Source organism: Micromonospora sp. NPDC020750 (assembly GCF_044334565.1).
Classification (GTDB): domain Bacteria; phylum Actinomycetota; class Actinomycetes; order Mycobacteriales; family Micromonosporaceae; genus Micromonospora.
This window is the reverse complement of the sequence record NZ_JBIRTH010000003.1, coordinates 168,197-181,672: the sequence shown is the minus strand read 5'-3', so window position 1 is coordinate 181,672 and position 13,476 is coordinate 168,197. Positions and strand designations below refer to the sequence as shown.

Here is a 13,476-nt window from a genome sequence, read left to right as displayed (position 1 = left end):
CGGCTGCGCCGCCGGGGTGTGGCCTCAGGCGTACCGGGCGGCACGGGTGGACCAGTCGTAGGTGGCCCGCACCCAGTTGCTCCGGGCGGCCAGGAACGGGCGCACCGTCGGGTCCTCGGCGAGCAGGGTCGCCTCCCGCTCGGCGTACACCGCGAGGGTGCGGTTGAACCGGTCGGCGGCGGCGCGCAGCGCCGCCGGCTCGTCCCGGCCGGTCTCGGCCGCGATGGCGCTGACCAGGTTGTGCGCGTCCGGACCCGACTGGTTCTCCTTGCCGTACGAGAAGAGGTCGTTGCACCAGCAGACCAGGTCCGCGGCGAGGGTCTCGACGTCGACCAGCGCCGGCTCGACCCGGCGTGCCGCCGCGGGCGGGGCGTCGTACGCCAGGTCGGTCAGGGTGAACGCGGGATGCACGGCCCCGGTGTGCCGGCGTAGCCGGACGTACTCCGCCACCCCGGGGGTGCGCCGGCGTTCCCGGTTCGTCGCCTCCCAGAGCAGGGCCAGCAGGTAGTCGCGCACCTGGCCGACGAAGCGCAGCAGCAGCCCGGGGGAGCCGTGGGTCCGGGTCCGTCGGCACAGGTCGTCCAGGGCGCTGCCGAGCGGGTCCCCGCCCGCGTTCCCCGGTGCGCCGTGCCGGTCGAGAACGTCGAGCAGGTCGGCGACGGCCGGGGCCAGCCGGGTGGGCGCCGCGCCGAGGCCGTCCTCGTCACAGGCGTCGTCGACCACGAACAGCCAGGTGACCAGGTCGGTGAGCAGGCGCAGGCGCTCGCCGGCCGCGTCCGGACAGGTGCGCCCGGCCAGTTCGGCGGCGGCCGCCCCGCGCAGCCGGATCAGCCGGTGCCCGGTGGTGATCAGGCCGAGTTCCTGCGCCCAGGCCAGGCTCGCCTCGGCGGCCAGGTCGGTCTCGGCGTGCCGGCGCGGGGGAAACGGCGGTTCGTTCAGGGCCGAGACCGCGAAACTTCGCATGTCGCCCTTCCGGATGTGGCCGCCCCGGGGTGGGGCGACGGCCGGACGAGGGTACGTCAGCAACGATCGACATTCATAATTCGGTCACGAACGGTTCACACCCGGGTGTGATCGGAGAATCGCGGTCCGTCAGATGCCCAGCTTGGCGGACCTCAGCCGCTCGGCCAGCTCCGCAGGCCCGTCCACCTGCACCCGGGCCACCCGCTGCCGGCCGGTCAGGAACAGCACCAGTTCGCCCGGCGGGCCGACCAGCCGGGCCCGCTGCCCGCCCCGCCCCGCCGACAGCTCGCCGTGCCCGGGGGCCTGCACCAGCAGGTCGGCCGGGAAGCGGCGCAGCGCCAGCCGGCCCAGCACCGCGGCCCGGCGCCACAGCACGGTGTGCAGCCCGGCCGGCAGGTCCCTCGGCTGCCACCCGGGCCGGGCCCGGCGGACGTCCTCGTGGTGGATGTAGAACTCCATGGTGTTGACCAGCTCGTCGGTGAGCGGGTTGCTCAGCGGGCTCCACACCGGCGGGCGGCGAACCTGGCCGACCAGTTCGGCGAACGGCCGGGCCGCGATCCGGGCCTGCACCCCCTCGGCGTATCTGCGCAGGGGCGGCAGCATGATCCCACCGGCGGCGTCCGGCCGGCGTTCCCGGACGATCAGGTGGGCGGCGAGGTCGCGGACCGACCAGCCCTCGTTGATCGTCGGCGCGTCCGGACCCAGGCTCAGCATGAGGTCGGCGAGCGCGTCGCGCTCCGACCGGGCGTACCGCGTCATCGCCCGATCGTAGGCCGGTCCGGCGCGGTCGGCGCGGTCGGCGGCGTCGAAGGCCGGGACGTGATCACCGACATACCCGATACGGGACGGCGAGGTGGACCGGACCCGGTAAGGATGAGGGGGATAATTGCGGCTTACGGCGGGGGAGAGCGTGACCAGCAGGGCAAGTCGGGACGTGCTCGGTAGAGGACTGTCCGTGCTCGGCCGGGCGATCCGGGAACAGCCCCGGATCTTCGCGGTCGCGGTGGCCGGCAGCGTGCTGTTCGGCGGGCTGGTCATCGCCAGCGCGTACATCGTCGGCGCGGTGGTCGGTGACGTGGTGGTGCCGGCGGTCGAGCGCGGGTCGGTGGGCGTGGCGGCCATCGCCCTCGCCGCCGGGGCCCTGTTCGGGATCAGCGTGCTGCGGGTGGTCGGCATCTTCGGCCGCCGGCTCGGCGCCGGCTACATGCAGTTCCGGCTCCAGGCCGCCTACCGTCGCCGGGTCACCCGTCGCTACCTGGATCTGCCGCTGTCCTGGCACCAGCGCAACGCCACCGGCACCCTGTTGTCCAACGCCAACTCCGACGTCGAGGCGGCCTGGTACCCGATCGCCCCGCTGCCGTTCGCGGTCGGCACGCTGGTGATGCTGGTCGGCGCGGTCGCCTCGCTCTTCGTCACCGACTGGGCGTTGGCCCTGGTCGGGCTGGCCGTGTTCCCGGCACTGTTCGCCCTCAACGTGGTCTACTCCCGCTGGATGGCCCCCCGCCAGGCCCGCGCCCAGCGGCTGCGCGCGGAGGTCAGCGGGATCGCCCACGAGAGCTTCGACGGTGCCCTGGTGGTCAAGACGATGGGCCGCGAGGCCCAGGAGACCGCCCGGTTCTCCGCCCGGGCCGGTGAGCTGCGCGACGCGCTGATCGCCGTCGGCCGGCTGCGCGGCGTGTTCGACCCGCTGCTGGAGACCCTGCCCGGTCTCGGCACCCTCGCCGTGCTGGTGGTCGGCGCGTTCCGGCTCCGGCAGGGTGCCATCACGGTCACCGAGCTGGTCAGCGTGGCGTTCCTGTTCACCGTCCTGGCGTTCCCGGTGCGGGCCATCGGCTGGGTCCTGGCCGAGCTGCCGCGCAGCGTCGCCGGCTGGGACCGGGTGCGCCGGGTGCTCGACGCCACCGGCGAGATGTCGTACGGGGACGTCGCGCTCGACCCGGCCGACCCCACCCCGGCCACCCTGACCTTCGCCGACGTCGGCTTCGCGTACGAGCCGGCCGAGGCGCACCTGCCCGGCGTCGAGGTGCTCGGTGAGGTCTCCTTCACCGTGCCGGCCGGGAAGACCGTGGCCCTGGTCGGGCCGACCGGCTCCGGGAAGTCGACGATCACCGCGCTGGCGGTGCGGCTGGTCGACCCGCACACGGGCGCGGTCCGCCTCGACGGGGTGGACGTCCGCCGGCTCACCGCCACATCGCTGGCGGGCGCCGCCGCGCTGGTGGCCCAGGTGCCGTTCGTCTTCGACGACACGGTCCGGGCCAACATCACCCTGGACCGGCCCGACATCGCCGACGAGGACGTCTGGGCGGCGCTGCGGCTGGCCGAGGCGGACGGCTTCGTCGCCGCGCTGCCCGACGGGCTGGACACGATGGTCGGCGAGCGGGGCACCTCGCTCTCCGGCGGGCAGCGGCAGCGGCTCACCCTGGCCCGAGCGCTGGCCGGGCGACCCCGGCTGCTGGTTCTCGACGACGCCACCAGCGCGGTGGACCCCCGGGTGGAGGCGGCCATCCTGGCCGGGCTGCGCGCCCCGACCGCCGGGGGGCCGGCCGCCTCGATCCTGGTGGTGGCGTACCGGCGGGCCACCATCGCGCTCGCCGACGAGGTGATCTACCTGGAGCACGGCCGGGTGCTCGCCCGGGGCACCCACACCGAGCTGCTCGCCACCGTTGCCGGCTACGCCGACCTGGTCACCGCCTACGAGCAGGCCGAGACCGACCCCCAGCAGGAGCGCACGCCCGACGAGGTCAAGCCGTTGGCCTCGGGCCTGGAGATCGAGGTGGATCGGTGAGCGCGAGGAGTGAGCTTGCGAGCCCCGCAGTCGTGAACGAGGTGGATCGGTGAGCGCGAGGAGTGAGCTTGCGAGCCCCGCAGTCGTGAACGAGGTGGATCGGTGAGCGCGAGGAGTGAGCTTGCGAGCCCAGTAGAGGAGAGCACCTGGCAGACCCTGCGGCGGGGGCTGGCCCTCTCCCCGGAGCTGCGCGCCGGCCTGGTCGGCACGCTCGCCCTGGCGTTGGTCTACATGGTCGGCCGGGTGGCCGTGCCGGTGGCCGTGCAGCAGGGCATCGACAAGGGCATCGTCGGTGGGCTCAACCTGGATGTGGTCTGGACGGTGGTGGCGGTTGCGGTCGCCGTGTTGGTGGTGACCACCATCTGCGGCTACCTGATGATGCGGCGGCTGTTCACGGTCAGCGAGACCGCCCTGGCCAACGTGCGCACCCGGGCGTTCCGGCACGTGCACGACCTGTCGATGCTGCACCAGCAGTCCGAGCGGCGTGGCTCCCTGGTCTCCCGGGTGACCAGCGACGTCGACCAGATCACCCAGTTCCTCCAGTGGGGCGGGGTGATCCTGATCGTCAACCTCGGTCAGCTCGCGGTGACCGCGGCGGTGATGCTGGCGTACTCGTGGCAGCTCACCCTGGTGGTGTTCGCCGCGTTCGCGCCGGCGGTGCTGGTGATCCGGCTGCTCCAGCGCCGCCTCGCCGGGGCGTACGGGGTGGTCCGGCAGCGGATGGGGACGCTGCTCGGGACGATCGCCGAGAGCGTGGTGGGGGCGCCGGTCATCCGGGCGTACGGGATCGCGGGGCGGACGGCCCGTCGGCTGGACGTGGCGATCGAGGGGCAGCGGCAGGCCCAGCAGCGGGCGATCCGGATCAGCATCCTGGGCAGCTCGGTAGGGGAGCTGGCGGCCGGGCTGGCGCTGGCCGGCGTCGTCGTCCTCGGGATCACCCTCGGGGTGGACGGCACCCTGTCGGTCGGCCAGCTCACGGCGTTCCTGTTCCTGGTGACGTTGTTCATCCAGCCGGTGCAGATCGCCACCGAGGTGCTCAACGAGGCGCAGAACGCGATCGCCGGCTGGCGGCGGGTGCTCGACGTGCTGGACGCCGTCCCGGACGTGGCCGACCCGGGAGAGCGGGGGCGGGAGCTGCCGTCCGGTCCGCTGGACATCCGCTTCGCCGGGGTGGGTTTCGCCTACCCGGGTGGCCCGCCGGTGCTGCACGACGTCAGCCTGGAGATCTCGGCGAAGAGCCGGGTGGCCGTGGTGGGGGAGACGGGCAGCGGCAAGACCACCTTCGCCAAGCTGCTCACCCGGCTGATGGATCCGACCGACGGCGAGGTGCTGCTGTCCGGGGTGCCGCTGCCACAGGTCCGGTTCGCCTCGCTGCGCACGCGGGTGGTGATGGTTCCGCAGGACGGCTTCCTCTTCGACGCCACTGTCGGGGAGAACGTCCGGTTCGCCCGGCCGGAGCTGACCGACGCCGAGTTGACGGCAGCCTTCACCGAGTTGGGGCTGGTGGACTGGCTGGACGGGCTGCCCACCGGGCTGGACACCCCGGTCGGCGAGCGCGGCGAGGCGTTGAGCGTGGGGGAGCGGCAGCTCGTCGCGCTGGCGCGGGCGTACGTCGCCGACCCTGACCTGCTGGTGCTGGACGAGGCGACGAGCGCGGTCGACCCGGCCACCGAGGTCCGCCTGCAGCGCGCCCTGGACGCGGTGACCCGGGGCCGGACCACCCTCGCGATCGCGCACCGGCTCTCCACGGCGCAGGCCGCGGACGAGGTGATCGTGGTGGATCAGGGCCGGATCGTGCAGCGCGGCCCGCACGACGAGCTGGTCCGCGAGCAGGGCTCGGTCTACGGGCTGCTCTACGCCTCCTGGCTGGAGCAGACCCGCTGACCGGGTGGACCGGCTGGAACCGGCAAGGCGGTGGACGTGGGGGGCGCGGGTGGTCTACGGTGCCACTTAGGTAAGGCTAACCTTTGGAGGTGGGTCATGCGCCCCAGCACCGCCCTGCGGCCCAGTCCCGCCGAGATCGTCCGGACCCTGGCCGCCGGCCGGCTGCCGGGCCTGGCCTACCTCGCCCAGCGGCCCGGCCCGTTCCACGTCCGGCACGTCACCGATGCCGAGGGCCGGGTGCTGCTGCTCGTACCGGTGCACAGCGACCTCGCGGCGGCGCTGCCGCCGGGCGACGACGTCGCCGTGGCGCTCGACGTGCTGGACCTTCCGCCGGCTGCCGGCGCCCCGTCACTGGGTCGGGCCTGGGTCTCCGGCTGGGCGGCCGCGCTGCACGGCGACGCCGCCCGCCGTGCCGCGCTGGACTACGCCGAGGTTGACCCGACGGGAGACCTGCTCGACGTCGGCACCCGGTTCCGGCTGTACCGCTTCGAGGTGGCCGAGGCCCGCCTGGAGCGCCCCGACGGACTGCTCCGGATCGACCCGCTGGCGTACGCGGAGGCCGAGCCGGACCCGCTGCACCCGGTGGAGGCGGAGCTGCTGGCCGAGCTCACCGTGCACCACGGCCGGGAGATGACGGCGTACGTCCGGCGGCAGCTCGGCCTGGCCGACGCGGCCCGCGCCGACCCGCCCCGGGTGGTGCGGGTCGACCGGTACGGCCTGGTGGTCTCCTTCGGTTCCCCCGGCGCGCGGCGGCGGGCCCGGTTGGCCTTCCCGAGCCCGGTGGCCGACCACGGTGAGCTGGCCCGGATGCTGCACCCCGTGTTCTTCCGGCGTGCCGAGTCACCCCGCCTGACCGGCCCCGCCTGACCGACCCGCCGCACCCGCACCCGCGCCGGCGCTAGCGGGGGACCAGCTCCGCCTGAGGCGTCGACCAGGGCGCTACGAGAGGTCGCCGCACAGGTATCGCTGGACCGTTGGGGCGATCGCGGTGACCAGGGTCTCCGCCGGCGCGGAGGCGACCGGCTCCAGGCGGATCACGTGCCGCATCATGGCCAGCCCGATCATCTGGGTGGCCACCAGCGACCCGCGCAGCGGCCGTTCGGCCGGGTCGACGTCGAGGTGGTCCAGGACCCGGCGCAGCACCTGCGTGACCAGGAACTCGCGCAGCAGCCGGGCGGTCCACTCGTTGCTCACCCCGGATCGCAGCAGGGCCACGGCGCCGGCGCCCGTCGGGGAGTCCCAGATCTCGAGGAACGTGCGGACCAGCCGCTCGCCGACGCCGTCGGCGTCCCCGCCGAGCACCCGGGGGAACAGCTCGCCGGGGTCGACCGGGGCGTCCATCGAGGCCAGGAAGAGCCGGTCCTTGGTGCCGAAGTAGTGGTGCACCAGCGCCGGGTCCACCCCCGCCGCCCCGGCGATCGACCGGATCGAGGTCGCGTCGAAGCCCCGCTCCGCGAATGCGGCCCGGGCCGCGTCGAGGATCGCCTCCCGGGTGTCCGGGTTGCCGGGTCGTCGACCGGTCCGCCGCGCCATCGCCGCCCTTTGCTCGTCCGTCGTCGTGCCGCCCGCGCCCCGGCGGCTCAGCCGCTGCGCCGGCGCAGGGTGGCCGCGGCGAGCACCAGCGCCAGCACCACCGCGCCGGCCACCACCCCGAGGTCCCGCCACATCGTGCCGGTCGGTTCGGCGTGCGCGCCGACCTCCTGCAACGCCTCGACCGCGTACGACAGGGGGAGGGCGTAGCTGACCGCCTGGAGCCAGCCGGCCATCTCGTCGCGGGCGACGAAGAGCCCGCAGAGCAGCAGCTGGGGGATCACCACGACCGGCATGAACTGTACGGCCTGGAACTCGGTGCGGGCGAACGCGCTGCAGAACAGCCCGAGGGCCACCCCGAGCACCGCGTTGACCACCGCGATTCCGATCACCAGGGCGCTGCTGCCGGCGGTGGTCAGCCCGAACACCCAATACGCCACGGCCGCGGCGATCGCGGCCTGCCCGGCGGCGGCGACGCCGAACGCGATGCCGTAGCCGAACAGCAGGTCGAGCCGGCCGAGCGGGGTGGTGAGCAGCCGCTCCAGAGTGCCGGAGGTGCGCTCGCGCAGCATCGCGATGCTGGTCACCAGGAACATGATCACGAACGGGAAGACGCCGAGCAGCACCAGCGCCACCCGGTCGAACATGCTCGGCCGGCCGGGTGGGACGGGCTGATCGGCATACATGAAGTAGACGAGGGTGAGCAGCAGTGTCGGCACCACCACGAGCAGGGCGACGGTGCGTCGGTCGTGCCGGAGCTGGCGCAGGATGCGTCCGGTGGTGGCGGCCAGGATGCGCGGGCTCACGACGCGCCCCCGTCCGGGCCGGTGGAGCGGCCCGTGCCGTCGGCCGTGATCCCGGCCGTGCCGCCGGCCCGGATCAGGCGCAGGAACGCCTCGTCGAGGTCGTCGACCCCGGCGGCGGTGCGGACCGCGTCCGGGGTGTCGTCGGCGATCAGCCGGCCCTCGCGGATCAGCAGCAGTCGGTCGCAGCGGGCCGCCTCGTCCATCACGTGGCTGGACACCAGCAGGGTCGTCCCGGCCGCGGCGAGGGCGTGGAACCGGGCCCACAGGTCGGCGCGCAGCACCGGGTCCTGCCCGACGGTCGGCTCGTCGAGGACGATCAGCTCCGGCTCGCCGACCAGGGCGCAGGCCAGCGACGCCCGGCTGCGCTGGCCGCCGGAGAGGGTGCCGACGAGCTGGCCGGCCGCCTCCGCCAGCCCGACGTCGGCCACCGACCGGTCCGCCTCGGCCCGGCCCCGGCCCTGCAGGACGGCGAAGTAGCGGGCGTTCTCCCGGACGGTGAGGTCGGCGTACACGCTGGGCGCCTGGGTCAGGTAGCCGACCCGGCTGCGCAGCGGGGCCGAGCCGGCCGGGCGGCCGAGCACGGTCACCGAGCCGGAGCGGACGGTCTGCACGCCGACGACGGCCCGCATCAGGGTGGTCTTGCCGCTGCCGCTCGGCCCGAGCAGCCCGGTCACCGAGCCGCGCGGCACCGCGCAGCTCACGCCGTGCAGCACCCGCCGCCGGCCACGCTCCACGACCAGGTCGCGGACTGCGATCGCGTGGTCCATCGTCACCTCCAGATTTCATCACCTAATGAAATCAACGCTAGATGAATTCCTCCCCGTGCACAACGGGGGGTTGACTTCGCGTGCGCTCCAACTGACAGCCTGTGTCGCGTGGACGTCAGCACGCAGGAGTCCGGCTGATCGGGCTGTCCGAGGTGAGCCCGGCGACCCTGCGGGCCGCGCACGCTGTGCACCCGGTGGCCGCCGTGCAGATGGAGTACTCGCTGTTCACCCGGGACGTCGAGGGCGAGATGCTGGCCACCTGCCGGGAACTGGGGACGGCGCTGGTGGCGTACTCGCCGGTGGGTCGGGGCCTGCTCACCGGGGCGATCACCCGTCGCGACCAGCTCGCCGCCGGTCGGCGCCGAGCAGCTGGCCCGGCTGGCCGCTGCGGTGTGCCGTCCGGTTGCCGTGGCCGGCGAAAGGTACCCCGAGGCAGGAATGAGAACGACCGGGCACTAGCCTTCGGACCGGGCACTAGCCTTCGGACCCGGACAGCCGGTCCGGCATCGGGCATTGCGCCCTGAACGGGCGTACGGCACGATGGCGCGGTGGGTCACGCTGCGTCACCTGAGACTGGGTTCCTCGACGACTGGGCCGCGCGGCTGCGGCAGGGGGCCGAGCGGCCCGTCGTCGGCATCCTGTTGCGCGGCAGCCACGCCCGACGGGCCGCCACGGCGCACAGCGACGTCGACCTCGACGTGCTCGTCACCGACGGGGCGCCGCCCCGGTCGGCCGCCCCGCCGATCAACGCCCCGTACGCCGCCCGCCGCGCCTACCTCGCCGAATCCGGCGGTCGGCTGACCCACGTCTCGGTGGCGGTCCGGGACATCCGCTCGTGGCTGGCCCGGCTGGCCCAGCCCGCCGACTGGGCGTTCGGGCTGCCGGTCACCACGCCCACCCGGCTGCTGTGGGCCGACGAGCACTGGCGCGACCGGATCGACCTGACGGTGCTCTGCCAGCCCGCCGACGAGCCGCGGCTGGAGGAACTGATCGCCACTCTCGGTAAGGTCGCCGGGGCCCGGGCCCGGGAGGACCACCTCGGCGTCCGGCTCGCCGCCGCCGACCTGGCCCGACTCTGCCCGTCCGTGCTCCGGCTGGCCAACCCGTCGGTGCGGGTGGTGTCCCGGCGGGCCGCGTTCACCGCCGCCCTCGACCTGCCGGTCGCCCCGCCCGGGTACCGCGACGACATGCTGCTCTGCCTCGGCGGCCGGCCCGGCTCCACCGGGCAGCTCTGGGCCGCCGCCGGGCGGCTGGTCACCGGCACCGTCCCGCTGGTCCGCCCGTACGCCGACGAGATCGCCGCGGTGGCCGGCACGGACCTGGCCGACGCCCTCGCCGACGGGCGGCTGGACCGTTACCTCGCCCAGCTCACCGGCGTCGCGACGGCCGTACCACGGCCGCGGCGGGAGCCGTCGCCGGTGCCCGCGCCGCGTCCGGGACAATGGGTCACTGTGCCCGTACCTGACGCGCCGACGACCGGCGCCAACGCCCCTGCGAACCCGCCGGCGGCCGATGTGCCGGCCGGCCCGTCCCGGCTCGACCCGGCCGTCGCCGCCCGGCTGCGCCGCAACCCCGACGGCCTGGTGGCCGCCGTGGTCCGCCAGCACGACACGGGCGAGGTGCTGATGGTCGCCTGGATGGACGACGAGGCGCTGCACCGCACCCTCACCACCGGTCGGGCCACCTACTGGTCGCGCAGCCGCCAGGAGTACTGGGTCAAGGGCGCCACCTCCGGCCACCACCAGTACGTCCGTTCCGTCGCCCTCGACTGCGACGGCGACGCGCTGCTGGTCAGCGTCGAGCAGGTGGGCGCGGCCTGCCACACCGGCGAGCGGACCTGCTTCTTCACGGAGCTTCCGGTCACCTCCACCCCGGGAGACCCCTCATGACCGACGGCTCCGTGAGCCCGGACCGGGTCACCTTCGCCGACCTGGCGGCCCGCTGGCGGGTCGTCCCGGTCACCCGCCGGCTGCTCGCCGACGCGGAGACCCCGGTCGGGGTGTACCGAAAGCTGGCCGGCGGGCCGGGCACGTTCCTGCTGGAGTCCGCCGAGCAGGGCGCCGGCCCGGCCGGGTCGGCCTGGTCGCGGTACTCGTTCATCGGGGTACGCAGCGGCGCGACGCTCACCGAGCGGGACGGGACCGCGTACTGGACCGGCCAGCCGCCCACCGGGCTGCCCACCGGGGGCGACCCGGTCCGGGTGCTGCGCGAGACGGTCAACGCCCTGGCCGGCCCGGCCTGGGACCCGGCCAGCGGCATGCCGCCGCTCACCGGCGGCATGGTCGGCTTCCTGGGGTACGACCTGATCCGCCGCTTCGAGCGGCTGCCCGAGCTGACCGAGGACGACCTCGGCGTGCCCGAGTTGGGCATGATGCTCGCCACCGACCTGGTGGTCCTCGACCACTATGACGGCTCGGCGATCCTGATCGCCAACGCGGTGCTCCCGCCGCCGGACGAGCCGGACCGCGACGCCCTGATCTCCGCCGCGTACCACCACGCGGTGGGGCGGCTGGACGCGATGACCACCGCGCTGTCCCGGCCCATCCCGCCGATGATCTCCACGGTCGACCGGCCGGTGGTCGGCGACGTGGTCAGCCGCACCGAGGAGGGCGGCTACCCGAAGGCCGTCGATGCGGCCAAGGAGGCGATCCGGGCCGGCGAGTGCTTCCAGATCGTGCTCGCCCAGCGCTTCGAGCGGCCGACCCACGCCGACCCGCTGGACGTGTACCGGGTGCTGCGCACCACCAACCCCAGCCCCTACATGTACCTGCTGCGCTTCGACGGCTTCGACGTCGTCGGCTCGTCGCCGGAGGCGCACCTGAAGGTGAGCGCCGGCCCGGACGGGCAGCGCCGGGCGCTGCTGCACCCGATCGCCGGCACCCGCCCGCGCGGCGACAACCCGGAGGAGGACGCCCGGCTCGCCGCCGAACTGCTCGCCGACCCGAAGGAACGCGCCGAACACGTCATGCTGGTCGACCTGGGCCGCAACGACCTGGGCCGGGTCTGCCGGCCGGGCACCGTCGAGGTGTCCGAGTTCGCCACCATCGAGCGGTACAGCCACGTCATGCACATCGTCTCGACCGTGGTCGGCACTGTGCGGGAGGACCGGACGGCCTTCGACGCGCTCGCGGCGACCTTCCCCGCCGGCACCCTGTCCGGTGCGCCGAAGGTCCGGGCCATGGAGATCATCGAGGAGCTGGAGCCGGTCCGGCGCGGCCTGTACGGCGGCACCGTCGGGTACTTCGACTTCGGCGGGGACCTGGACATGGCGATCGCCATCCGCACCGCGCTGATCCGGGACGGCCGGGCGTACGTGCAGGCCGGCGCCGGGGTGGTGGCCGACTCCGACCCGGCCGCCGAGGACCAGGAGACCCGCAACAAGGCCGCCGCGGTGCTGGCCGCCATCGCCGCCGCCGAGACCCTCCGGCCAGCCCGGTGACCGGCCCGACAACGGTGGCGGGGGCGGGCGCGCCGGCCGCGCGGCGCCGGCGTGAGATGACGTACGCGGTGCTGCTCTGCCTGGCCGGGGCGGGCCTGGCGCTGTGGGCGTCGACCCGGACCTGGTCGATCGAGCTGACCGTCCGGCCCACGCCGCTGCCGCCGGTGCGCGAGGCGCGCACCGGGGCGGCGCTGCTGCCCTGGCTGTCGGCGCTGGCCGTGGTCGGGCTGGCCGGCGGCGGCGCGGTGCTGGCCACCCGGGGGGCGTTGCGCCGGCTGATCGGTGTGCTGCTGCTGGCGCTCGGCGTCGCCGTGGCGGCCGGTGGAGGGTACGGCCTGTTCGCCGCGTTCGACGGCGAGATCAGCCGGCAGTGGCCGGCGCTGTGCCTGGTCGGCGGGCTGCTCACCGGCGCCGGCGGGGCGCTCACCGCACTGCGCGGCGCGGGCTGGCCGGCGATGGGGGCCCGCTACGACCGACCGGCCCGGCGGGTCGCCACCGAGCCGGGGCCGGCGGCGGCCGGACCGGTGACCGGGCGGCGCACCACCGAGGCGTGGGACGCGCTGGACCGCGGCGAGGACCCGACGGCCGGCTGACGGGCGGTCAGCCGACCGGCTGGCGCTCGCGGGCGGCGGCCCGGGTGGCAACGAGCTCGGCCACCAGGCGGTCCAGCTCGGCGCGCTGGTCGGCGCGGGCCCGGTCGGCGCAGACCGCCTCCCAGGCGTTGCCGCGCGCGGTACGGATCCGGCCGTCCCCCACCACGGCGCGCTCCAGGGTGTGCACCACCCCGACAGCGAGCGACGCGACGGTACGGGAGATGGTGGTCAGTCCAATGGTCGGGTTGGGCTCGACGTTGCTCATGGTCACCCCGCACGAAGATCGTTCCGACGGTCTCGGGCTGCGCGTCGCCGCGTCACCCGACGCCCCGGGCAGGCGCGTAAACGAGTCTGCCCGAGGAAGACGATGCCCGGCTCACGTTTCGCCCCGGTCACCGGCACGTCAACTCTCCCCCGGAGCGGGCGACCTGGACAGGGCCGTTCCGCCTTGACCTACGTCACAGCACCCACCGAGATGCGCGGGGGGTGAGCGCGGGCTGACAATGGTCGAATGGGAATGGGTACCCGTCGATGGGCCGACCGGCGCACCCGCCGGGCGCGGGGTCACCGCGATCGACGGGACCGGTGGCGCTGTGTGACGCGGCGTTCACCGGAAGTCGGGCATTATGCCGCAGCCCATTTCGTGAGGAGCGCCATACCCCCCGGCATCCGGTCCCAGGTGGCGCCCCCTAGCATCGGCCCATGACAC

13 protein-coding genes and 1 pseudogene are annotated in these 13,476 nt (G+C 74.6%); 8 read left to right on the top strand and 6 right to left on the bottom strand.

Going from position 1 to position 13,476, the window contains the following annotated elements:
- Positions 1–24 precede the first annotated feature (24 nt).
- Positions 25–963, bottom strand: a complete 939-nt coding sequence (locus ACH4T9_RS11005; RefSeq protein ID WP_396670911.1) for a terpene synthase — start codon at positions 961–963, stop codon at positions 25–27.
- A gap of 129 nt (positions 964–1,092) precedes the next feature.
- Positions 1,093–1,722 carry a TIGR03085 family metal-binding protein gene (locus ACH4T9_RS11000; protein WP_396670910.1) on the bottom strand — a complete coding sequence of 210 codons (630 nt, stop codon included), beginning with the start codon at positions 1,720–1,722 and terminating at the stop codon, positions 1,093–1,095.
- A 151-nt stretch (positions 1,723–1,873) separates the two neighbouring features.
- Here ACH4T9_RS11000 and ACH4T9_RS10995 point away from each other — a divergent pair, with 151 nt between their 5' ends.
- The 3 genes from ACH4T9_RS10995 to ACH4T9_RS10985 all read left to right on the top strand — a co-directional run bounded on the left by ACH4T9_RS10995 (position 1,874) and on the right by ACH4T9_RS10985 (position 6,499).
- Complete coding sequence (locus tag ACH4T9_RS10995; protein ID WP_396670909.1) at positions 1,874–3,748, top strand: ABC transporter ATP-binding protein; 1,875 nt, start codon at positions 1,874–1,876, stop codon at positions 3,746–3,748.
- Between the two features lie 102 nt (positions 3,749–3,850).
- Positions 3,851–5,632 (top strand): ABC transporter ATP-binding protein, encoded by a 1,782-nt coding sequence (locus tag ACH4T9_RS10990; protein WP_396670908.1) that lies wholly within the window; start codon positions 3,851–3,853, stop codon positions 5,630–5,632.
- Positions 5,633–5,746: 114 nt separating this feature from the next.
- The gene (locus ACH4T9_RS10985; RefSeq protein WP_396671453.1) at positions 5,747–6,499 is read left to right on the top strand and encodes a DUF2470 domain-containing protein; all 753 of its coding nucleotides are present in this window, start codon (positions 5,747–5,749) and stop codon (positions 6,497–6,499) included.
- Between the two features lie 72 nt (positions 6,500–6,571).
- Here the strand turns inward: ACH4T9_RS10985 and ACH4T9_RS10980 are convergent, their stop codons facing one another.
- From ACH4T9_RS10980 to ACH4T9_RS10970, 3 genes are read right to left on the bottom strand one after another with little or no spacing between them, the layout of a single operon-like run.
- Positions 6,572–7,165: a TetR family transcriptional regulator gene (locus tag ACH4T9_RS10980; RefSeq protein ID WP_396670907.1), complete on the bottom strand. Its 594-nt coding sequence runs from the start codon at positions 7,163–7,165 to the stop codon at positions 6,572–6,574.
- A 47-nt stretch (positions 7,166–7,212) separates the two neighbouring features.
- A complete protein-coding gene (locus tag ACH4T9_RS10975; protein ID WP_396670906.1) occupies positions 7,213–7,968 on the bottom strand; it encodes an ABC transporter permease in 756 nt (251 codons plus the stop codon).
- Entirely contained in the window at positions 7,965–8,735 is a 771-nt protein-coding gene (locus ACH4T9_RS10970; protein WP_396670905.1) for an ABC transporter ATP-binding protein, read from the bottom strand. Before ACH4T9_RS10970 ends, ACH4T9_RS10975 begins: the two co-directional genes overlap by 4 nt.
- 101 nt (positions 8,736–8,836) lie before the next feature.
- On the opposite strand from ACH4T9_RS10970, the gene ACH4T9_RS10965 reads away from it, so the two are divergent.
- The 5 genes and pseudogenes from ACH4T9_RS10965 to ACH4T9_RS10945 all read left to right on the top strand — a co-directional run bounded on the left by ACH4T9_RS10965 (position 8,837) and on the right by ACH4T9_RS10945 (position 12,767).
- Positions 8,837–9,259, top strand: coding sequence for an aldo/keto reductase (locus ACH4T9_RS10965; protein WP_396670904.1), 423 nt, complete (start codon positions 8,837–8,839; stop codon positions 9,257–9,259).
- Between the two features lie 24 nt (positions 9,260–9,283).
- Positions 9,284–10,006: pseudogene (locus ACH4T9_RS10960) on the top strand (phosphoribosyl-AMP cyclohydrolase); the annotation flags it as partial.
- A 180-nt stretch (positions 10,007–10,186) separates the two neighbouring features.
- On the top strand, positions 10,187–10,624 hold the full coding sequence (gene hisI, locus ACH4T9_RS10955) for a phosphoribosyl-AMP cyclohydrolase (protein WP_396671452.1): 438 nt from the start codon (positions 10,187–10,189) through the stop codon (positions 10,622–10,624).
- On the top strand, positions 10,621–12,174 hold the full coding sequence (locus ACH4T9_RS10950) for an anthranilate synthase component I (RefSeq protein ID WP_396670903.1): 1,554 nt from the start codon (positions 10,621–10,623) through the stop codon (positions 12,172–12,174). Before hisI ends, ACH4T9_RS10950 begins: the two co-directional genes overlap by 4 nt.
- A 56-nt stretch (positions 12,175–12,230) precedes the next feature.
- Positions 12,231–12,767: a Trp biosynthesis-associated membrane protein gene (locus ACH4T9_RS10945; protein ID WP_396671451.1), complete on the top strand. Its 537-nt coding sequence runs from the start codon at positions 12,231–12,233 to the stop codon at positions 12,765–12,767.
- A 7-nt stretch (positions 12,768–12,774) separates the two neighbouring features.
- On the opposite strand, the gene ACH4T9_RS10940 is transcribed toward ACH4T9_RS10945, so the two are convergent.
- Positions 12,775–13,032, bottom strand: a complete 258-nt coding sequence (locus ACH4T9_RS10940; RefSeq protein WP_396670902.1) for a hypothetical protein — start codon at positions 13,030–13,032, stop codon at positions 12,775–12,777.
- Positions 13,033–13,476 lie beyond the last annotated feature (444 nt).